The following is a 22,887-nucleotide window of genomic DNA, read 5'->3' as shown; positions in this document are numbered from 1 at the left end:
AAAAGTAATTTTTGAGCAACCCCTTCGGGCCATCTTTACAAACGCAAACCCCGACCATTGAGCCGGGGTTTGTGCAACAATGGGGTTACGCTGTTTGTTACAATATACCTTTTGAATCGGTCAAAAACATGCGGGTACTGACGGTGTAGGTACCGCCGTTGGCATCTTTGTATTTTAAATCCACGTAAAACGCTTTGTAACCGCTGCCGGCGTAGGCTTCCTGCAACTTTATTTTTGAGGTATTGGCAACGCCCAAACTATGGCTCGTCCACTTTTCATTCCTGAAATCTTTATCCGACGAAGTAGCGGTCCACACAACGGCGTCTACCAAATCGTTGCGGTCGGTTTTGATAGAAACTTGCGCTCCTTTTTTCTTAGGGCTTACTTTCCACGTAGGCGTAGGATAATTGCGGTCGTTGATGGTCGTTCCAAAAAATGCACTCAATGCTTCCAAGGCCTGTTTTCCTCCGCCTAAGTCGTGGCCCGCGTTGGGCACGTAGTGAATCATATTTTTGCCTGGAATCTGGTCGTAGTAATGTTTGATGGCATCAACGGTCCAGTACTCGTCATTGGTTCCGATAAAAATCAACTTCGGAACGGTCAATTTTGCACGGTACGAGTAGGGGTCAATCATGGTCGTAATGGCGTTGCCTTGGGGCGTATTGGCCGTTTGTGGGATTTCCAGTTTTACATAATCTTCGATTTGCTCGCTGTATGCGCCGTAGGATTTCAACTGATAGTCGAGCGTAGCGGGCATATTGAGCATGTCAATCACCATCGGACCGATGGCTTTCACCCGTTTGTCATCAATGGCAGCCGAGAGCCACGTAGTCCAGCCACGTTTGGAAGCGCCCGTTACCACAAAGTTACTAACATCGTGTTTGAGGGTTTGTTTTGAGAACTCTTGCACGGCATCCATCGCTTTTACGGCGCTTTTCACCATCGGAAACAACAACGGCCACGAATAATCTCCGTCTTTTTTGAAGTTATGCAAGGTGTACGAAATCAGGGCATCTTCGGTCAGATTGCCGTATAAAGGCTGATTGGGCGCTTGTTTCAGCAAGACCACAATGGCTTTGTTTTTGGCCGCGATTCCCATCAGCGAAGGCCACAGTTTGTCACTTTTGCTCCAATTGGGTTGTTCTTGTTTGTTGGACCCACCCGTGATGAAAAGCATTGCGCCATCGTGCAGGTTTTCTTTGGGAACCATAACGGTGAGTTGATGCCGCCACGCAATTCCCCGCCATGTCTGGGACGTAAGCAATAAATTATAACCCGTTACGCCTCCTTCTGTAAACGAGTCTTTCAACTCCCACGAAAAGGTTTTATCGCCATTGTTGACGTAACTTTTCAGGGCTGTTTCGGGGGTAATGGCCTGCTGTGCATAGAGTTGAGAAATGCCAATGCAAAGACTAAGTACTAAACTAAAAAGGGATTTGTTCATTTCTGTTTTCATTTGAGGGAATTGCTTGATTAACGTGTTAAGGGCTTGAGCATACATTGGGGTTTGGTTTACATAACACACGTCGGGTTGTGCGCAACCCGACCCACCTGCGTGACATACAATGGTTAACAATTAACGGTTTTTTATTCAGGCTTCGGGCTTTCTTTGACCAACTTGAGCGCCTGTTCGATGTAAATTTCACCCGTCATTTCGCCGAGGCTGGTGCGACTTATATAATCGTAACGTTTGAAACTGTTAAAATCTACTTTGGTGAGCATATACCCAAACGCGTCGTTGGTGAGTCCAAACAAAAACGGCAATTTGGTATTCATGTGTCGTTTGAGATAAAAACCGATGTTGGGCAACGCCTCTCCCGGAATGGTCAAAATCTGCGCCGGCCCGATGTTCAGCAGATTTACCTGCGTACTCACGGCATCGGGTTTGGCGTTGGGGTGTTTGAGGGGCGAATTTTTGAGAATGTACTTCATCATGTCGGAGTCAACGGGAAACTCGATGGTTCGTACCGTGCAATACACCGACGGATTTGATACCGTTGGCGCGGTACTGACAATCCTCAGGGCTTCGTCGCCGAGCAGCTCTCCGATACGGATACATTCTTCCCACGTATTGGCTTCGGTGTTGGCCTCGCGGCGGGTATCGGCCGTGACCATGCCCCCCTGCGCACCATTGACAAAAATGGCCATACCACCGCCTTTAGACTCAATGCGGTCGTATAATGGTCCACACAAGTCGGGGCTTAAAATACCCCGCCCCGCGCCTAGTACTTCGGGGTGAATGGCGTAATTGACCAAGGTGGCAATGGGTTTTCCTGACTTAGAAATCGCCTGGATAACGCCACAGCGAGGGTCGTACAAATCGGCGGCGTAATAATTGTAGGCAATCTTTCCCTTGGCTTCTCCCACGGCTACTTTCAGCGTAGCTGGCTCCAATTTGGCAACGGCTTCATTGACCGCCTCGGCGATTTTTTTTACGCAGTCTTCCAAATAATTCAAGTCGGCCGAAGTTTTACCCGTTTGGTCAGGAAATCCGTACGCATCTGGCCCACTGTGGGTATGTGTACAGCCAATCAGAACATTTTCGGGAGGAATGCCTTTGATTAACGCCCTTGAACGGTTGCCCAAAATAGACGACCAGCCCAGATTATCTACACTCACAATGGCCACGCGGGTGCTGCCTTTTTCAAGCACCAACACCCGGGCAAACAAATCACCTTTTTTCTCGGTCGCTGGTTTGGGCGTCCCGATGCCACCCGATACGGGCAAGAGTGGATTAGGAGTAATGACACGCAATGCTGCGGCAGCTTTAAACTCCTGCGCACCAGCATTATAATACAATAAAAGGAGCAGTAAATAACCAATTTTTCTCATGCGAATACTTTCTATTTTTATTTGTGTAAAGGGCAAAAAAAGGGTGGATATGCTCCACCACTTTTTTGTTCAACTAACCCAAAAAATTACCACGGTTTGCCCGTACCCTGGATGACCCACGGTTTGGACCAAGGACTGTTTTTGCCGTCAACGGTTGAGTAAGGCGTTGTTTCCAATTTACTCATGGCCGATTCGGCATTTGTTTTATTCAAATTACGTTCGTCAAGCATGTAATAAAAACGCACCGGCAACACACTGCGCTTTGATTGATTACCCGTTTTCAGTTCAGGAAAACCCGTGCGGCGGTAGTCAAACCACGCTTCCTGCGCGGCCGTCCAGCTCGCAATCCATTTTTGCTCAATGATTTGCTTCAACGTACCGTCAAATTTAGCATCCGCTCCCGCGATGTAGGCCGCGTAGCTACTGCCTACACCCCAGGTATCCAACGAGGCTTTTATGCCTGCTTCGTAGTGGGTTTTGGCATCGCCAGCTGCCCATCCTTTCAAGGCGGCTTCGGCCAAAATAAAGCGCACTTCCGCCGCCGACATCAGGCGTGATTTAAGCAACGGCCCTTTGGCCTGACGATAAATATCACTCAACCACGATACGTGCGGATTGTTGGCTCCCTGCTCAGCCGTGGGGCTAAGGTTATAGGTTGGCCCGCCCAACATCGCCGTTGGCAGTCCCACGTATTCGTTGGTATTGTATTCTTTGCCCGCCACTTTGTCGGGCGCCAGAAAGCGTTTATTACCTTCTATTTTATCCGTTCCTTTTGGAAGAGCAGGGTCAACAACGATTTGAATTTTAACCTTATTGGCCCAAATACCCAAACGCGGATCTTTCAGCACCAGCAGTCTGTCCACAAAAGTAGCGGCCATTTTAATCCGGCGATAATTACTTTCGCTGGCATCATAAATGGCGTTGGCTGGCCACGAATCATCATTGCTGTTGCCCGCAAAAGGCATGGCGGCATCATCGGCGATGGCCGTAATAATGGGATATTGCGTGGCATTGGACACGATTTTTTCAATACCCGCCTTGGCTACATCTGGTTTTTTGGCAGAGATACGCATGTAATAACGCAATGCGAGCGAATTGGCCAATTTCCGCCATTTGGCGGGAGCACCCTGATAATACACATCGGCGGTGCCGACGGTAGCGGTGTATTCCGTTGCATTTTTGGAAAGCAACGTATTGGCTTTGTCCAAATCGGCTAAAATACCCGTATAAATGGCTTCCTGTGAGTCATAGGCAGGGAATGTATTTTCACCACCACCCACAGCGCCTTTCAACGCTGCAGAGTAGGGAGCATCGCCCCAAAGATCGGTGATTAACCCAAACATCATGGATTTTACGACCAAAGCAATGCCTTGGTGCAACTCAGACTTGATGGCTACGCCACGGTCGTACACGTATTGGTTGTTGCGCAAGATGTCATAATACCCTGCCCAACTCTGGCTGCCGCCCCAATCATAGTCATTGTGGCCACCGCTCCAGCCGTCTTTTTGGGTGTGCTGCATGACGCCAGCGATGTCTTGATACCCTAAGTTGACGAATGCCTTTCCCGTTTCGGTCAATACCGTCGACAGCACCAAATTTGGGTTGGCGTTGTCGGGGTCTACTCCGTTGGGGTTGATGTTCAGTTCGGTTAAGTCTTTGCAGGAAAACACCGTACAGGAAAACAAAACCGCGAAGCAGGTAAATTTGAGTGTGTTGAATTTCATCACTTTATCCGTTTATGTTTTCTTAAAAAGTTAAGCCTAATTTGAATCCGACCGGAATCACCCAAGGGTTGACGTTGTAGCGTTCAATCCCTTGTTTGAATTGGCTACCACCCTGAATCCCCGCTTCTGGCTGGAATGCATTTTCGGGGTCAATGTTGATTTTAGCGGCCGTCCACAGGATAATATTACGACTGTAAACCGAGAAGTTGGCACTCTGAACGCCCACTTTCCGCAGCCAGTTTTGGGGTAGGTCGTAGCCCAGTGTAATTTCTCTCAGTTTCAAGAAAGAAGCATCGTACAAAAATGCCCGGGTAAACGACCAAGCCGTGCTGCCCGCAAATGGCAGGATGGTGGTGCCCGCTCCACCGAGGTTTTCTTTGAAACCAGTGGGGTTTCCGTTGGCATCGTAGCCCGTGGCAATCACACCCGGAATGAACACCCCACCGTGCGGCAAGGTGTATGGACCGTATTTGAACGGATAGCCGCCGTAATCAGGCGTTGGGCCACCCACCAGCGGGAAATAATTTCCGTTAATCCGAATGAGTTCATCCTGATTTGCCACCAAATAATCACGCAATGCTTGACCCGTCAAACCGTTAGGATTGATGAGTTTGTCCAAAAACAACTGCGACTGTCCGTTTTCTTCGCCATAGCGGTAGGTTTGAGAAACAAAATCTCCGCCATTTCTCCAGTCAAACGACATGCTCAAGCTAAAGCCTTTGTACGAAATCGACGTTTGCAACCCCATGATAAATTTAGGGTTGAAGTTACCGATTTTGTTTTTGGTATTAATGGCGTCAATCGACTGCCACTTACCCGTTTGGTCCAGAATTGGATACCCAAAATACGGCGATTCTTTGTTTTCGACCGTCACGATTTTGGCGTCATAAATATCTCCGATTTGTTCGCCCACGTACGTCCACGCCCCTCCTTTGGCATCTTGCCACAAGGTATAGTAGGGCAAATCATCCGAAAGCGATTTGATGGTGGTGCGGTTGCGCGTCCAGTTGGTGGTCAAATCCCATCTCCAGTTATTTTTGTCCACGATGGTTCCGCCGAGGCTCAACTCAAAGCCTTTGCTGACCAGCAAACCAGCGTTGATGTTTTTGGATGAATAACCCGACGAAGGCGGCAACTTAGTGCTCAGGATTTGGTTACGGTTTTCAACCATATAATACGTACCCGAGAAGCGCAGACGGTTTTTGAACAAGTTTAAGTCAATCCCACTTTCGTACGAGGTCACGATTTCAGGCTTTAAATCAGCAATCAGGAGCGTTCCCGGCGTTGACAAACGCGGAATCCCGTCCCACGTACCCGCGTTGCCCAACGAACCTAGCAACTGATACGGATTGGCGTCATTTCCTACCTGCGCAAAACCTGTTCTTAATTTCAACATGCTGATTTGACTCGTCAAAGGCAACATTTCGTTCACCAATAAGCTCAACGAAGCCGAAGGATAGAAATACGAGCGGTTGGCGGCAGGCAACGTACTCGACCAATCGTTACGGGCCGTTACGTCCAGAAAAATCATGTCTTTGTACCCAAAATTGGCCAATCCGTACACGCTGTACATGGCACGTTGGAAACGGCTGCTGTTATAATCTAAGTTGGCGGGTGCTATGTTTTGAATGTTAAACACCCCCGGTACAATCAAGCCAGTGCCTCCCTTGGTGGCGTTGGTGACGTTTGAGCCCCGCTGATAACGGGAGTTTCCACCCGCCGAAAGCGACAGGCTGAAGTCTTTGATGTCTTTTTTGTAGGTCGCCAAAAAGTCGGCGTTGGTTTCCAAATTGGCAATATTGATGAGGCCATAAGCACCACGCGGGTCGTTGGTGTAGCTGTTGGCTATTTTCAATTCACGGTTTTCATTATACGTATCAACGGCATAACGCCCCATCAAGCTAAAAGATGGCGAGATTTGCCAGTCAGCCCGGATGTTTCCAAATACCCGGTCGCGGGTAAAGCTGTTGTTAACTTCGTTAGCCAAGAAGTAGGGGTTATTGTAAATTCCTTTGAACTGCGAGCGTTGCTGAAGTCCTTCCTGACCCGGCAACCAATAGTTTTCGAGGTCTTTGATGTCGGTGTGGGGCGAAACGGCGTACGCCCATTGCAGGGGGTTGGTTCCACGGTTACCAGCGGGCCGATTGTTGGAATTGGAACGGCTCAGGTCAAGATTCGTACTGATTCTGAGTTTTTCATTCACCTTCACCGACGTGTTCAAGTTGATGGTGTTTCTGAACAAATCAGAGTTGGGGATGATGCCCCGGTTCTGCATGTTTGAATACGATAAACGATAGCTATAATTATCGTTACTGTTGGCCACCGACACGCCGTTGGTAGTAGTAATACCAGTCTGTACAAAATTTCGGACGTTGTTAGGATGCGAAACCAACGGCATTTTAATCGGTTTTCCACTCGCGTCGAGCGGGCTGTTCCACTGCACTTCTTCGTAGCCTTTATCCAATGCCGCGCCGTAGGTAGCCCCCACGTTTTCCTGAATAAGCCCCCCAAAGGGGTTGCTCAGCGGAGTTCCGCTTATTGAGGGTGGAATGGCCGAAAATTGGCCGGGGCCAAACTGAGTTTGCCATTTCAAGAACTTAAACGGTTTATCAAAAACAGTATTTGACGTAATGGAAACGGTCATTTTTTTGGCTTTAGACCCGTTTTTTGTCGTAATCAACACCACACCGTGCCCCGCACGCGAGCCGTAAAGGGCAGCTGCACTGGGTCCTTTCAAAATCGAAACGCTCTCAATATCGTCGGGATTTAGGCTGGAAATGGAGTTACCAAAATCAGCGCGGTTGTCATTTCCTACCTGACTTATATTGTTGAGGGTATTGGCCAGCGGCACCCCGTCAACGACAAACAGCGGCTGATTGTCGCTACCCAATGAAGTAGCCCCCCGAATAATCATACTAACCGACGACCCAGTGCCGCCCGTAGAACTTACCGTAACCCCAGCCACCTTGCCAGCCATTGCATTCAAGACGTTTTCTTGCGCTACCCGGTTCAGTTCTTTGCTGTCAATTTTACCCACCGAATATCCCAGCGATTTTTCTTCCCGCTTGATGCCCAAGGCCGTTACGACCACCTCTCTGAGGTTTTCGGCACTGGGTGTCAATGAAACATCCACGATACTTCTGGCTCCAATGGCTACCTCCTGAGCGGTAAAGCCTACAAAGGAAAAAATCAGGACTGGATTGTTACCCGACACCTCAATCGAGTACGTGCCTGCACCGTTGGTACTGGTTCCTTTTTGGGTTCCCTTCACAATAATATTTACCCCGGGCATACCGGTACCGTCTTCACTGGATGTGATTTTGCCAGTTACAGTTCGGCTTTGCGCCATCGCCGTAGAAAAGCATAACCCTGCAACCACCGTTAAACTAAGCAAACACCTCAACGTACGTTGTAGAAAAGTAGAGCTAATAATCATGGTTATTATCGGTTAAAGAAGTTCTATACTCCAATACCCACAAACCAATTAAACAGACTACTCTGCATGAAGAATTATTTCGAAAAAATGTACTATTTAACGATAATTTAAAAATATTATAATATTACGGTAATCTTGTTAAATTTTTTACAAAAAAGATCCTAAATTAACACATTGATTATCAAAAAATTACCACCAAACCCTTGAAAGAGAAACCCCAATAACGGAAAAACCTTATACCAAAACCTTTCTCAAAAACATCCTAAAAAAAACGAAAGGCGGAGGAATTTTCCCCCGCCTCTCAGCATACTACCAATTGTACATTTTTAACTAATCTGCTTCTTTGTCTACCAAGGTTTATTGGTTCCTTGTACTATCCAAGGTTTTGACCATTGGCTATTTTTTCCTCTCAAACCTGAGTGTTTTGTAGTCTCAAGTTTATTGATAGCCGCATCGGCATTGGTGCGGTTGAAGTTTACTTCATTGTCGCCGTAGTTGAACCGGACGGGCAGTACTGGCTCAGCCGACGCCTGACCCGCTTTGAATGCTGGAAGGCCTGTTCTGCGATAATCAAACCATGCTTCGGTAGCAGCAGTCCAGCTGGCAATCCATTTTTGCTCCATGATGCGCTCCAACGTATTGTTGTAGGCTACACCCGGCTTAGCGATATAAGCATCGTATTGAGCACCCACACCCCATGTTTCGAGGGAGTTTTTCACCCCTGCGTTGTAGTGTGTAGCGGCGGTTCCTACGGCCCATCCTTTTTGTGCGGCTTCGGCCAAAATGAAGGCCGTCTCAGCCGATGAAGCCAAACGCGCTTTCAACAATCCACCGCTGCTTCCGCGATAAGCATCCGCCAACTGAGAAACGTGTTGGTTTTGGACAGTTTGGCCCGGCGTTGGGTTATTGTTATAATAATCAGGTTGTCTCAAGCCCGGTGGCACGCCTACGTATTCGTTGGTGTCCAAAGTCCCAGTGTATAATTTAGGATTGTAATGACGCGTAAACTTAATGCCTTTCTTCACTTCAGCATTAAATACAACATCTGTCAAATAACGGGTTCCTTGCATAATCACGCCGTCTTTTCTGATAAACTCATCAACAGGCGTAGCAAGGGTTGGATCCGCTACCCAACGTACATATACTGGGGCAAACCATACTTTGAGGCGAGGGTCGCTGTTGGTCATCAAGCTGTTAAGCAAGGTTTGAGCGGGTTTTTTGCGTCTGAAGTTGGACTGCTCCTGATCGAAAGCCACTGCACCGGGCCATGAGTTGCCAGAAGTAGCTCCGATGTAGTTCATGACGGCATCTTCGGCGGGTGTTTTTATATAAACTCCCGACGCGTAGATGGCTTCAATACCAGCTTTGGCTTCAGCGGGCATTTTGTCAGAAACCCGCATGTAATACCGCAACAAAAGCGTGTTGGCAAATTTCTGCCATGACGTTGGATTTCCTGCGTAGAAAATATCGTAGCCTGCGGTATAGCCTGTGGCATCTTTGGTCGCAAAAAGTGCCGAAGCCGTTTTCAAGTCGGCGATGATTCCTTTGTAAATCACCTCTTGGCTATCAAATGCGGGCTTCAAAAACTCATTTGACTGGTCGCCTTTTACCGCAGAGGTATAAGGGGCATCTCCCCACAAATCAGTGATTACACCAAAGATGAACGAACGCATGGTCAAGGCCACACCCTGGTGAAATTTGTAGTTGAGTTCGGTCGAACGCTTGTACAAAAATTCGTTGTTGCGCAACATATTGTACCAGCCGCTCCAGTCTTGCGGGCCCCAATCGTAGTGGTTAATCCCGCTGAACCAACCGTCGTGCTGGATATGTTGGGCTACCCCTGCCACATCACCGTAGCCAAGTTCCAGATAAGACCGGGCGGCGTTGTTCATTACTTCGGGCATCATTAAGTTGGGATTGGCAGTAGCTGGGTCAATCCCGTTGGGGTTCTCGTTGATTTCAGACAGGCGGTCGCTACACGAAGCTACCAGCATGACTACGAGAACCAAAACCGATTTTGATATTTTCTTTAACATGTTGATCGTAGTGATTTAAATGTTATTGGTTACAAATTGAAGTTTAATTTAAATCCGACCGGAATGGTCCAAGGCATCACGTTTTGCAATTCGATTCCCTGACGGAAGCGACCGCCATCGGCTTGGAACGCTCTTTCGGGGTCAATTCCAATTTTAGAAGCCGTCCACACCATGATGTTTCTGGTGAATACCGAGATGCTGGCGTTGCGGAAAGCGCCGATGTTTGGAATGTTGTATGAGAACGACAATTCTCTCAGCTTGATGAACGAAGCATCAAACGTGATTTGCTTGTTAAAGCTCCAAGGGTAGGTATCAGTGATGGGATAAATGTTGGTACCTGCACCGCCCAAATGCTCTTTGTATGTGCCGTCAGACTGAAGAATTACACCGGGAATAAATCCGCCATCACCGTCAGCGCCCATACCGCCCGTTGCTTTGGTGTGACCACCCACGCGTGGGAAGTTACCGTTTTCAGGAATGATGTATTTCTCAGGATCTGATTTCAAAAGGGCTACCAATTCAGCCTCTGAATACAAACCGCCGGGAATCAACTGATCCAATTGGCGTTGAGATTTCCAGTCAGACTCTCCGTAGCGATAAGTATACGATTGGAAGTTACCGCCGATACGGGTATCAAAGCTGGCCGCCAACGAGAAACGCTTGTATGAAAGCGTGGCTTGCATACCCATGATAAAACGTGGGTTGAAGTTACCTACTTTTTCGCGGGCAGTACGGTCGTTTACCGCAATCCACTCTCCGTTGTTATTCAAAATTGGCCAACGGTAGTAAGGAGAAGAAGCATCTTTGACGGTAGCATAACCACGGCTGTAGATATTTCCGATTTCTTCACCTACGAACGTAAACGCGCCCCCGTTGTTGTCATCCCAAAGTTGATAGAAATCCATTCCGTCGGTCAACTCTTTAATGACCGTACGGTTGCGGGTAAAGTTCACGTTAAGGTCAAGATTCCAGCCGTTCTTGTCGCGAATCGGGCTACCGCCCAAGTTGATTTCCCAACCTTTGCTGGCCAACAAACCTGCGTTGATTAGCTTGCTACCAAAACCCGAAGAAGACGGGGTGGTGATACCCAAAATCTGGTTTTTATTCTCTACGTAGTAGTAAGTACCTTCAAAACGCAGACGGTTTTCGAAGAACCCTAAGTCAACTCCAAACTCGGTAGAAGTGGCGATTTCAGGCTTCAGCTGTGAGTTTAAAAGTGTGCTTGGAACACCCGTAGTAATCAAACTTCCCCATGAACCTGTGCCCAGTGTAGGCACCAATTGGTACGGGCTGGCGTCGTTACCCACCTGCGCCCAACCAGCTCTGAATTTCAGCAATGAAATTGACTTAGGCAAGTTGAACGTGTAGTTTGCCAACCAGCTCATTGAAGCCGATGGGTAGAAATACGAGCGGTTTTCGGCAGGGAGCGTGCTCGACCAGTCGTTGCGGGCGGTCAAGTCCAAATAGAGCATATTTTTGTAGCCCAAAGAAGCCATTCCGTACAAGCTGTAGATGGCTTTTTGGTTGGTGCCGTTGCTTACTTGCAACGATGCCAACGGAATGTTGGAGATTCTATAAAGCCCTGGTACGGTCAGGATACTGCCGCCCATATAATCTTCATTGTAATTCTGAACCATGTAGTTACCACCACCCGACACGCTCAAATCAAACGACTTGATGTTCTTTTTGTACGTCAAAAGGAAGTCAGCGTTGGTTTCTTTACGACCGATTCCCTGCTTATAATAGCCACCGTTGCGACCACGGCTGTAGCTCCAAGGAATGCTGGTTTCGCGGTCTTCCACAAACATATCGTGTGAAATACGCGCAAAAGCCGACAGGTTTGACGTAATCGAGTAATCTAATTTCATGTTTCCGTAGATACGGTCACGGTTGAAGGCATTGTTGATACCATACGCCAAGAAATAAGGGTTGTCACCGTTGGTTGGCGAAAGCTGCTTGATTTGCTCGTTGCCTGGTAACCAGTAATCTTTCAATTGTCTAATGTCAACGTGCGACCACTGATAAACGGCTTCCAACGGGTTGGCACCACGGTTGGCGGTAGAAGGGCGGTTGTCAGACTGCGAGCGTACAAAGTTCAAATTGGTCGTCAATTTAACTTTGTTGGTGATGTCGTAAGTAGCGGCGGCTGACAACGAATGACGATTCAAATCCGAGTTAGGAATGAGACCTTTGTTGGTCATCATGTTGTACGATACCCGGTAGGTAGTCTTATCATTTGAACCCGAAATCGCGATGTTGTTGGTAGAAGTGATTCCCGTTTGCAGGAAGTTCTTCATGTTGTCTTTGTACGACTTCAACTCCGTTGGCACTTTATTGCCGTTGGCATCCAATGGGCTGTTCCACTGAACGGCGGTCAGGCCTTTGTCCAGTTCAGGGCCACCCCAGTAGGCTGAAGTTTCATCCAAACGAGCATTGCGGTCGCCGTTGCCGTATTTGTAGTGCAAGTCAAGGTAGCGGTAAGGCGTTTCAAACACGTTGCTCGTCGAAAACGATACGCCGAGGCCTTTGCCTTTTTTACCAGATTTAGTGGTAATCAAAATCACCCCGTTACCAGCACGAGAGCCGTAAAGGGCGGCGGCGCTAGGGCCTTTCAACACCGAAACACTTTCTACATCGTCGGGGTTAATGTCAGAAATGGCGTTACCATAATCCACGTTGTTACGGTCGCCCATAGAACGAAGGTTGTTCAGGTTGTTGGCAACCGGTACTCCGTCAATCACAAACAACGGCTGATTGTCGTTGCTCAATGACTTAGCACCACGAATAATGATACTTACCGAGGAGCCTACGCCACTGGTTTGGTTGATGGTTACCCCCGCTACGCGTCCAGAGAGCGCATTCAGCACGTTTTCTTGGGGTACATTAACGATGTCTTTTCCCGACACCTCGCCCACCGAATAACCCAATGCGCGTTTTTCTCGCTTGATACCTAACGCCGTTACCACAACTTCGTTGAGGTTTTCGGTGCCGGGGGTCAATGAGACATCCACTACATTGCGGTTGCCTACTGCCACTTCAGCAGCATCATAACCCACAAACGAAAACACGAGCACAGGATTTGCCCCGTTTACTTCGATAGAGTAATTTCCGGTTGCATTACTGCTAGTTCCTTTTTGCGAACCTTTCAGAACGATGTTGACGCCGGGCATTCCGGTACCGTCTTCGCTGGTGGTGATTTTGCCAGTGATAGTCCGGACCTGCGCCCAAGACGTCACAAAACAAGTCCCCACAACCATTGTCATAAGCAGCAAACGCCTTAGCGTTTGTTTAAGAATAAAGTTGCAGTTCATCTTTTGTCAATTGTTTAAGGAATTAAATGGTACTCATAAATACAGGTTGTCCTATGCGATGTACTATTCGTAGTAAGATTATTTTTTTGTTACGTACGGGTAAATATATAAGTAGGTGATTCAAATTCAGCAGTATAAAAATAAAACACAGACATAGTGAGCCATCTCGGAGACGATGGATTTAGTAACAGGAATAAGGCAGTAAAAGTAGGGGTACAAATCTTTGAAAATAGGGCAATATCAGTATGAATTTACGGGTTTTATACCCGTGCAAACTTTATTGAATGGGTCAATTAAAGTACAGCCGCCATGTCTACTCGCTCGCGCAGAAATTGCTTGGCTTTAACCAACTGATTTTTGACGGTATTTTTTGAAATACGCATCAACTCCGCAATTTCTTGATAAGATTTACCTTCCTCCACATTCAGCTTCAGAATGATTTTTCGCTTTTCTGACAACGAATCAATGGCCGAACGTAGGCGCACAATCTTGGCCTCTTCGGTTTCAATCTCGTCGATGTGTCTATCCTCCATTCGTTCCATGTACTGCTGACGAATAAAATGGCTTTTTTCCATTTTTTTGAAATGGTCAAAGGCCAAATTACGCAAACACGTAAACAAATAGGAGTTGAAGTTGAGCTCTGGATTTATCTGGGTTCTTTTTTCCCAAATCTTTATGAAGACCTCATGCAGCATGTTTTCTGCTTCCTCTTCATCTTTTACGAGCGAAACGCAAAACTTAATCGCAGGGGTTTTGTAGTGGTTGTACAACTCCGCAAAGGCAGTCTGATCACCTTGGATTACTTTACGCAGGGTATATTCGCTGATACAGGCCATGGTGTAGTTTTTTGGGAAAGGTTAAAACTGGGGATAGATTGTAAAAGGACTACTTATTCTTAGAATTGTGAAAGTAAAATTACACCCTTATTTTGGGGAAACCGTCTCAAATTGCGTAAATATATCCTCAAATCGCGCAAAATATCAAAGAAGTAATATATCCTTAATAAAAGCCTATAAACCATTGTAAAACTATCATTTAGCCATAACAATTCGTTCATAACTGAGGCCTATCGCCTTGCCTCACCGCTCCCAAAAAACAAAAATTCCCCTATTCGCTAAAATTGACAACTTCTCAATAGCCTGCACCCAGTCGAACGAAGTAATATCTGTGCATGACACCCAGCCAAAAATGAAATCGTTCCTCAAAAAAAGTATCTTAATCCTCCTGTTTTTACCGTCTATTAACTACGTCAGCGGTCAAGTCAGTCCGCTGTCTTCTTATCAAGACACGGCATTTTGGCAGGAGTTTCATGAAGCGTACCCCGTCCATCCGTCGGCTTCCGCACCCAACGAGGTCCGCAGTATTGCCGTCGACAAAAACGCCAACGTATGGATTGCCACCGCAGCGGGGGTATTTGTAAAAAACGCCAACCAATCCGCTTGGAGCCCCCTCCCGACCGAGGGGCCAAACGGGCCCGCTTTCTCCGTCGCCGTCGACGCCGACAATGTAGCGTGGGTGGGTACTTGGGAAGGAGTCTATCGGTCACGTAACCAAAAACTCGAACGCCTCTCGGGCGTAGAAGCGCCCATCTCTGCCCTCTGCCCCACGCAGGACGGATTGGTGGCCATCGGGCCCAAAGGAATTTGGCAATTTGACGGGCAGCGGTTTGTAAAAAAAGACTGGGAAATCCCCCGTTCGGTTCGCCATGCCATGACCGATGCCAAAGGAAATTTATGGCTCGCCAGCGACGTTGGATTATATAATATTAATAAGGTAGAAAAAACCAGAATTTTAAGGAATAGAAATGAGCTTTTGAGCGCATATATAAAAGGTAGCGCATCGGATACTCAGCAACGAATTTGGGCAGGAGGCTTGGGGGGAGTAACCATTCTCCAAGACGAAAAAAAAATACGAACCATCACCCCCGCCGAAGGCCTCCCCACCGTGTACGCCACCTGCGTCAAAGCCGCGCCCGACGGTACGATGTGGGTCGGCACCGAGAAAGGCGTGGTTCGCTATTACCCAAACGGCACCCACTCATTGCGGTTTACGCGCCGGTGGCTCCTCGACGACCACGTGGTTGACATTGATTTTGACCAAAACGGCAACGCTTGGATTGCAACCAAGAAAGGGGTGAGTGTTATCAAACGCCAAAAAATGACTTTGGCGCAAAAAAACGATTACTTCCACGATGTACTCCTCAAACGCCACATCCGCGCCCCGTGGATTGCGGGCCAATGCCGCTTAGAAAAAGCGGGCGACCTCACCACCTGGCAGCCCGAAGACGACGACAACGACGGTGAATACACGGGCAACTACCTCGCCATGGAGTGTTTTCGGTACGCCGTTACCAAAAGTCCCGACGCCAAAGACAATGCCCGAAAGGCCTTTGGATTTCTGAAATTATTGCAGGAAGTGACCGATACCGAAGGTTTTTTTGCCCGATCAATCGTTCCTGTTGATTGGAAAGGCGTGCTTCACGACAAAAACCGTAGCTTTTCGCCCCAGGAATTGGCCGACGAATTGGTCAAAGAGCCGCGCTTCAAGCCCGTGGAGGTGCGTTGGCGGAAGTCCAAAGATGGCAAATGGCTCTGGAAAGGCGATACTAGCAGCGACGAAATGTGCGGACACATGTTTGGCTATTATTTTTACTACGAACTGGTGGCCGACGACGCCGAAAAAGCCGTCGTGCGCAAGCACGTGGCGCGCATCATGGATTACCTCATCAAACACAATTACAACTTTGTGGATATTGACGGCAAGCCCACGCGCTGGTCGGTTTGGTCGCCCGACCAACTCAACCGTGACCCAGAATGGGCCCCCGATAAAAATCAAAACTCGATGGAACTGTTGGGTTTTCTGAAATTGGCGCATTACATGACCAACGACGACAAATACCAAAGTGAGTACCTGCGGCTCATCGAAAAGGAGCATTATCTGGAAAATATGGCGCAGATAGTGCACCAAAATCCCGCGTGGTTTATCTATTTTGATGTGGTGTTGCAGGCGTACATTTATCCAATTTTATTGAAATGCGAAAAAGACCCGCAGCGGTTGGCCTTCTACCAAAAACACATGGATGAATGGTTTGAAAAACGCAAAGCCGACCAAAATCCACTCATCAATTTTATTTATTGCTATTCAAGAAATCAAAAAGTGGAGCTCGCCAATTCCGTTGATTTTCTGGTCGATACCCCGCTCGACCTCATCGACTGGCACATCGACCACACCCAACGCGAAGACCTGAAAATTGTACGGACGCCCGTGTTGGAAGACCAACAGGTCAACATTCTTCAACCAGCCAGCCTCCGTATGACCGTACGGTGGGACAAAAACCCGTGGACCGCCGCCGGAGGCGACCCGCACCGCGAACGCGAACCCGTTTTCTGGCAGTTGCCCTACTGGATGGGCCGCTATCTTGACATGATACGATAAGTTTCATTTCCCATTTATCAGTTAACATTTATCAATCCTATTTCATAACTCGTAATTCACTCAAAATGCGTTCAACCACCTTTCTATTGCTGTGTTGTCTTGGATTATTCCTTTCGTGCAGCAAAAACACCACCACCCAACCCGTCTACGAAGACGTGCCCTTTTGGCAAGATTACAGCGTCAAATTTTATTCTGAACCCACCAACGGCACGTTGCTTTCGGCGTTCAGCGACCGCAACGGCGTGGTGAAAATCCTGTCGAGTGCAGGCCTGTTTCAGCCCTACGACGGGCAGTTTTTGTACCACGGCAAACTCCAAGCCGACGGCACCTATCGTCCTTTGAAAGACAAAAAAATCGCCGCATTGAGCGTGTACGAAAATCAATTCGTGTTTTTGGACGACAAAACCGTGTTGAGCAATGCCTGGGCTGGCAAGCTATTTTCTAAGCACGCCCTTCCTGCCTCCCGAATTTTTGCAGGTGGTAAAGCCTTTACTTTTTTGGTTTCAGACGGCAAATCACTGCAACTCCTCAAAGATTCGACCTCGCTCTGGAAGGGCGATTTAGGCGGCGACGAAGTGGTTTCGATTCGCTACCAAGCCGACGCCGATGCGTTTTGGATCTTGGGCAAAAAATCGTTGCACACCTTGGCGGGTACTCAACTGACCAACGCTTTTCAGGGCGCAGCTTTCACGGCCTTTGACATCACCGACGATGGTAAAAAGCTCTTCATCGGCACCACCGACGGCTACATCGAATGGGACATCGCCACCAAAAAACAAGTAGGTGAAATCCGTAAAAAACTTCCGTGGACCGAAATTACGGCCGTGGACGCCATCGGCGATAAAGTGTGGTTTGGCACCACCAACGGCGCTTTTGCGCTCCGCTCCGACGGAAAATTTGATTACTACAACGGTGAGCGTTGGTTGCCGAGCAACAGCGTTGTTCATATTGCCGAAGGCCCCAACAAATCCGTGCTGGTGTTGACCACGGCGGGTTTGGGACAGATTTGTTTCAAACAAATGACCTTGGAAGAAAAAGCCTTGTATTACGAAGAGCAGGTACGCAGCCGCCACATTCGCAACGGTTTTAATGCCTCATTGGACAACATGGAAAAAGGCAACATCGCTTCTGGCTACCTCGCCGACTCCGACAACGACGGCTTGTGGACTTCGATGTATTTGGGCGGAGAGATTTTCCGCTACGCCGTGACCAAAGACCAAGATGCCCTCCAAAATTGCCGCGAAGCACTCGACGCCATGGAGCGCCTCTACACCATCAACCCCGTTCCTGGGTTTCCGTCGCGGTCGTTTGAGCGGAGCGGTTACATTTCCCAACTTGCCGACCCTGAGCGCTGGCAACACGCCACCGACCCCGAATGGGATTGGAAAGCCACCACCAGCAGCGACGAAGCCGTGGGGCACATTTTTGCGTTCGGAGCCATGGCCGAGCTAATCGACGACCCCGACATGAAAAGCCGCGCCATTACACTGATTGACACCCTGATGGGCCACATCGTAAAGAACAATTATTACCTCATTGACTACGACGGCAAACCGACCACTTGGGGCCGTTGGAGTCCAGAATACGTCAATGCCATGCCAAAAAACGTGGGTGACCGTAAAATCACCTCGTCCAATATCACGGCGATGCTGCAAACCGCCTATCATTTCACCAAGAAAGAAATCTACAAAGAAAAAGCGCTTGAGCTAATGCAAAAGCACGGGTATTTGGAAAACCTCATGCGCCCCATGAAGGAAATCGGCCCCGCGCCCGGCGAAGCCGACGACCTCAGCAAACTGCTCTCCGACGGCTGGAACCACTCCGACGACGAAATGTATTTTGTGAGCTATTGGGGACTGTACCGTTATGCCTTCAACGACACGCTCAAAGCCAAATACAAAGAGGCCATCATCGACCACTGGCAAATCGAACGCCCTGAAAAAGAAGGTGCTTGGAACATTTTCACGGCCTTGACGGGCACGTCAGAATTTGACCTCAACGAAGCCGCTTGGTACCTAAGAGAGCACCCCCTCGACCTCATCGACTGGGCCATCTCCAACAGCCACCGCAAAGACGTGGAAAAATTAGCGCCCAATTTCCGCAACCAAACGCTCAAAGAAGTGCTCCCACCCGACGAGCGCCCCGTACAGCGCCACAACGGCAACATGTTCAACCTCGACCGCACGGGCAGCAACGGCACCTCCGAGCACAGCGCCGGCGATATTTGGCTCCTGCCCTACTGGATGGGCCGCTACCTAAACGTCATCAGCGCTCCGAAGAAGTAAATTTTCTATACGTAGTAAAAGGGTTGCAATCGCCTATTTCATAGGCAGTTGCAACCCTTTTTCATTACCTCTATTTTATCACCCTGTAAGGGCCTGCTTCTCGCACTATAATACTCCCTAATATCTGGACAGCTACTTAAATTTTTTAATTTAGTAGTTGACTATGAAAAAGGAACGTAGAAAATTCAGCGCGAACTTCAAAGCAAAAGTAGCTATTGAAGCGATTAAGGAAGCAAACACAGTTCATGAACTTGCTTCTAAGTATCAAATCCATCCTACGCAAATAGCAGCTTGGAAACGGGCATTTATGGCGAATGCGGAGTTAGTGTTCAGTAAGGAGATCCCATCAGAAAACGAAGCGGAAAACCCTAAGGAGAAAGAATTATACGCTAAGATCGGGGAACTTCAGGTGCAAGTGGACTTCTTAAAAAAAATCTTGGGGAAATGAGTGTCATTGAGAAACGTGGACTTGTTTGCCCTGAATATAAGGCGTTAAGTGTTTTAGGTCAGTGTGAATTGATTGGTTTACAGCGGAGTAGCTACTATTTTAAACCAAAAGGGGAATCGTTGTTAAATCAACGCCTGATGAAAGTAGTAGATGAAAAATTCCTGGAATGCCCATTTTATGGAGTGGAACGTATGACTGATTATCTATGTGGTTTGGGATACCGCGTAGGCGTCAAGCGTGTCAGAAGGCTTTACCAACTCATGAACTTACGTACAATTTATCCGAAGCGCAACCTAAGTAAGGCAAAAGCAACTGACTATAAATATCCATATCTGTTGAAGGGGTTGAAAATAGAATGTCCTAATCAGGTATGGCAAGCTGATATCACCTACATCCCGATGTTTCGTGGATTTATGTACATGTTTGCCATTATTGATGTTTATAGCCGAAGGATTGTTGGATGGAGTATATCCAATACAATGAGTATGGAATGGTGCCGGGAGATACTTTTGGATACTATCCGTACTGAAGGACAACCCGAAATATTTAATACGGATCAAGCCGGGCGGCCGGTGCCGTAGTCAATTTACCAGCCCATCCTTTGTTAGTTCATTGTTAGATAAGGGTATAAAAGTATCAATGGATGGTAAGGGTAGAGCACTTGATAACATTTTTATCGAACGATTTTGGAGGTCACTCAAACACGAATATGTATATTTAAACCCTCCAAATGGCGGGGCAGATTTGTATAGAGGCGTAAAAGCGTATGTGGAATTTTATAACTGTCAACGTAAACATACTGGCACAGGATACGTCCCTAATGATCGGTTCTTGGGGGAAAAATCATCTTAATAAAATTAATATTACTCACTGGCTGTCCAGTCAAAGGGGAGTATTTCAAACGTTCTTAATTTCACTTCTCCCTTTATGGCTTTATTGAGTTGTTCGACTCGGCCTTCTAGCGAATCAAGAAACTCCTGCTTTCGACGTTTTTTTACGTCAGTTTCGCGCAATTCGTTTTTGATTTTCATCCGATTCAGGACCGATTGCACAAAACGCAATTCCTCCTAGTTTCTTGGCTTAACAATCAATTCCATAGCATCCATTTTTTACCAAAAATAACAATTATTTACCCTTGGTGGTATCCTCCCTGCCAATTTCTTCCCTTCCATTTTGCAGGTGAAAAACACCTGCCAAGACATATTGCACCCGCAGAGTCATAAAAAAGGGCAGTTTCCAACGTTGGAAACCGCCCCGGCAAAAGGTATAGTTAGGGATAGTAATTAGAGGTTCAAGCTCCAGCCTTCGCGGTACTCGCGCTTCACGAATTGATTGGCTGGCTCATAGTTGGTGATTCTCATGTTGGGGGCATCGTAGTACAACTTCTTGCGGCCGTTGTATTTATCCACGGTGCGTTTGGCGGTTGGGTTGTCGCGGAGCATCCAACTGCGGAGCGCCAAGTTTCCAATCAAAATACTTTCGGTAAACGGTGCCGCGTACTCAAACGGCGAACTCGTCACGCCTTTGCCGTGGCCGGCGATACAGGCGTTGACCCACTGCAAATAGTGGTTTTCGTCGGGAACGCGGGCGATGGTTTCGGGAATATTAAGCGTTTCGTTGGCCTTGAGTGGCAACAAACGCGGTTTGGCACCGTAGCAATCGGCCATCAGTTTTCCCTTAGAACCAATGAACAATACCCCGCCGTCGGAGTTACCGAAGCTCTCTCCGGGCAATAATTCTTCGGGCAGTTCGGGCAAAATACCACCGTCGTACCAGCTTACTTTGATGTTGCCTTTGCCATCTTTGCGGGGATAGTCCAAGTGAATGGAAGATGAGAACGGCGTCCAATCGGGATTGTCATCTTGAGGTCGCAGAGTAAATGTCCACGTACCGGCCAAGCTGCATTCTACCGAAATTGGATAATCAATCGGTAAAATTCGATAAATCGGGTCCATAATATGGCAAGCCATATCGCCCAAGGCACCCGTACCATAGGGCCACCAGCCACGCCAGTTCCAAGGCAAATACGCCTCATTGTAAGGCACTTTTTTGGCGGGTCCGAGCCACAAATCATAATCCAATTCTTTCGGAATCTCAAAGGTTTTATCGGTCGGTACGGCTTGCGGCCACACGGGCCGGTTGGTCCAAGCCAATACTTTATGTACATCGCCAATGATGCCCGAATCGTAGATTTCTTTCATGCGGCGCACGCCGTTGCCCGAGCCACCTTGGTTGCCCATTTGGGTCACGACCTTGTATTTTTTGGCGGCCTGTCCCAAAATCCGCGCTTCGTAGATGTCGTGCGTGAGGGGTTTTTGCGTGTATACATGTTTGCCCAACTGCATCGCGGCGAGGGTGGCTACGGCGTGGGTGTTATCGGGCGTAGAAATAGAACAGGCGTCGATGTTTTTGTTTTCTTTGGCCAACATTTCCCGAAAATCTTTGTAGTAAGTGGCTTTCGGGAATTTGGTGCGAGACTCCACCGCCTGCCGGTCGTCTACGTCGCAAAGGGCTACGATGTTGACGTTAGGACTGGCCGCAAACGACGCTAAATCGCTTTTCCCTTTGCCCCCTACCCCAATGCCAGCAATGTTGAGTTTGTCGCTCGGCGCAACGAAACCTTTGCCCAGTACGTGGCGTGGAACAATAAAAAACGACGTGGCCGCCAGAGAAGAGGCTTTGATGAAGTCGCGGCGGCTATTGGAATCAAGCTTGATTTTTTGTTCTTCCATGATAACAAATAAAATTTTGAGGTTTAGGAACGGAGCGTTGACGGTATACTACTGAATAACAAGGGAATCGTACCTGTCTTTTAAAAAAAAAATTATTGCCACGGACATTGTCCATGCCCGTACAGACACTGTCCGTTTTTGGACAATGAAAAACCTATTTATTGAACAAAACAGGCCATTTTAAGCTAAAAAGGCGTAGTGTGGCGTTTGGCAAGGTATTTTATATACAGAAATAGATAATATAAACGTAAACCTAAAGACCCTAATTTTCGACACATGCGACGCAGTGATTTAGGTGAATTTGAAGAAGTGGTCTTGTTGGCAGTGGCCGCGCTATCGCCCAACGCATATTCTGTGATGATTGCCGAAGAACTTGAACAACAAACAGGCCGCCCCGTCAGTACTGGGGGCGTTCACGCCGCCTTGCAACGGCTTGAGCAAAAAGGCTACGTTGCTTCTGGCTTGGGGGAGGCCACCGCCGAGCGTGGAGGACGCCGAAAACGCTTGTTTACGGTGACGGCATTGGGCAGCCGGATTTTAACGGAGGTTCGCTCCGTACGGAATAATTTGTGGGATAAAATCCTGCCCCAAACCTTGCGCCCCAGCGAGTCTTTCGACACTGCTAACCCCGATATTCATTTAACCTGA

15 protein-coding genes are annotated in these 22,887 nt (G+C 47.9%); 6 read left to right on the top strand and 9 right to left on the bottom strand.

Annotation, left to right across the window (positions count from 1 at the left end; translation table 11 throughout):
• Positions 1 to 97: 97 nt before the first annotated feature.
• The 7 genes from DVG78_RS04920 to DVG78_RS04890 form a co-directional block, all read right to left on the bottom strand.
• Complete coding sequence (locus DVG78_RS04920) at positions 98 to 1,444, bottom strand: PhoPQ-activated pathogenicity-related family protein (RefSeq protein ID WP_114460054.1); 1,347 nt, start codon at positions 1,442 to 1,444, stop codon at positions 98 to 100.
• 143 nt (positions 1,445 to 1,587) lie between these two features.
• A complete protein-coding gene (locus DVG78_RS04915) occupies positions 1,588 to 2,832 on the bottom strand; it encodes a hypothetical protein (RefSeq protein ID WP_114459924.1) in 1,245 nt (414 codons plus the stop codon).
• 86 nt (positions 2,833 to 2,918) lie between these two features.
• Entirely contained in the window at positions 2,919 to 4,556 is a 1,638-nt protein-coding gene (locus DVG78_RS04910) for a SusD/RagB family nutrient-binding outer membrane lipoprotein (RefSeq protein ID WP_114459923.1), read from the bottom strand.
• 22 nt (positions 4,557 to 4,578) lie between these two features.
• Positions 4,579 to 7,992 carry a SusC/RagA family TonB-linked outer membrane protein gene (locus DVG78_RS04905; protein ID WP_114459922.1) on the bottom strand — a complete coding sequence of 1,138 codons (3,414 nt, stop codon included), beginning with the start codon at positions 7,990 to 7,992 and terminating at the stop codon, positions 4,579 to 4,581.
• A gap of 347 nt (positions 7,993 to 8,339) precedes the next feature.
• The gene (locus DVG78_RS04900) at positions 8,340 to 10,028 is read right to left on the bottom strand and encodes a SusD/RagB family nutrient-binding outer membrane lipoprotein (protein ID WP_199563196.1); all 1,689 of its coding nucleotides are present in this window, start codon (positions 10,026 to 10,028) and stop codon (positions 8,340 to 8,342) included.
• 29 nt (positions 10,029 to 10,057) lie between these two features.
• The gene (locus tag DVG78_RS04895; RefSeq protein ID WP_114459920.1) at positions 10,058 to 13,339 is read right to left on the bottom strand and encodes a SusC/RagA family TonB-linked outer membrane protein; all 3,282 of its coding nucleotides are present in this window, start codon (positions 13,337 to 13,339) and stop codon (positions 10,058 to 10,060) included.
• A gap of 293 nt (positions 13,340 to 13,632) precedes the next feature.
• A complete protein-coding gene (locus DVG78_RS04890; protein WP_114459919.1) occupies positions 13,633 to 14,175 on the bottom strand; it encodes an RNA polymerase sigma factor in 543 nt (180 codons plus the stop codon).
• 352 nt (positions 14,176 to 14,527) lie between these two features.
• Here DVG78_RS04890 and DVG78_RS04885 point away from each other — a divergent pair, with 352 nt between their 5' ends.
• The 5 genes from DVG78_RS04885 to DVG78_RS30610 all read left to right on the top strand — a co-directional run bounded on the left by DVG78_RS04885 (position 14,528) and on the right by DVG78_RS30610 (position 20,359).
• Positions 14,528 to 16,774, top strand: coding sequence for a ligand-binding sensor domain-containing protein (locus tag DVG78_RS04885; RefSeq protein ID WP_229598134.1), 2,247 nt, complete (start codon positions 14,528 to 14,530; stop codon positions 16,772 to 16,774).
• Between the two features lie 65 nt (positions 16,775 to 16,839).
• Positions 16,840 to 19,059: a ligand-binding sensor domain-containing protein gene (locus tag DVG78_RS04880; protein WP_114459917.1), complete on the top strand. Its 2,220-nt coding sequence runs from the start codon at positions 16,840 to 16,842 to the stop codon at positions 19,057 to 19,059.
• A gap of 163 nt (positions 19,060 to 19,222) precedes the next feature.
• Positions 19,223 to 19,507 carry a transposase gene (locus tag DVG78_RS04875; RefSeq protein WP_114459916.1) on the top strand — a complete coding sequence of 95 codons (285 nt, stop codon included), beginning with the start codon at positions 19,223 to 19,225 and terminating at the stop codon, positions 19,505 to 19,507.
• Positions 19,504 to 20,088 (top strand): DDE-type integrase/transposase/recombinase, encoded by a 585-nt coding sequence (locus tag DVG78_RS04870; RefSeq protein ID WP_114459915.1) that lies wholly within the window; start codon positions 19,504 to 19,506, stop codon positions 20,086 to 20,088. Before DVG78_RS04875 ends, DVG78_RS04870 begins: the two co-directional genes overlap by 4 nt.
• Positions 20,089 to 20,119: 31 nt before the next feature.
• Entirely contained in the window at positions 20,120 to 20,359 is a 240-nt protein-coding gene (locus DVG78_RS30610) for an integrase core domain-containing protein (RefSeq protein ID WP_147276992.1), read from the top strand.
• 11 nt (positions 20,360 to 20,370) lie between these two features.
• Here DVG78_RS30610 and DVG78_RS30010 read toward each other — a convergent pair whose 3' ends face one another.
• A complete protein-coding gene (locus tag DVG78_RS30010; protein WP_158549967.1) occupies positions 20,371 to 20,538 on the bottom strand; it encodes a hypothetical protein in 168 nt (55 codons plus the stop codon).
• Between the two features lie 252 nt (positions 20,539 to 20,790).
• Positions 20,791 to 22,239, bottom strand: a complete 1,449-nt coding sequence (locus DVG78_RS04860; RefSeq protein ID WP_114459913.1) for a Gfo/Idh/MocA family protein — start codon at positions 22,237 to 22,239, stop codon at positions 20,791 to 20,793.
• 276 nt (positions 22,240 to 22,515) lie between these two features.
• Between DVG78_RS04860 and DVG78_RS04855 the strand changes: the two genes are divergently transcribed.
• Positions 22,516 to 22,887: a PadR family transcriptional regulator gene (locus tag DVG78_RS04855; protein WP_114459912.1), complete on the top strand. Its 372-nt coding sequence runs from the start codon at positions 22,516 to 22,518 to the stop codon at positions 22,885 to 22,887.

The organism is Runella aurantiaca (genome assembly GCF_003339505.1).
Classification (GTDB): Bacteria; Bacteroidota; Bacteroidia; order Cytophagales; family Spirosomataceae; genus Runella; species Runella aurantiaca.
The sequence above is the reverse complement of the archived record's forward strand: the minus strand, read 5'-3'. Positions and strand labels throughout refer to the sequence as shown.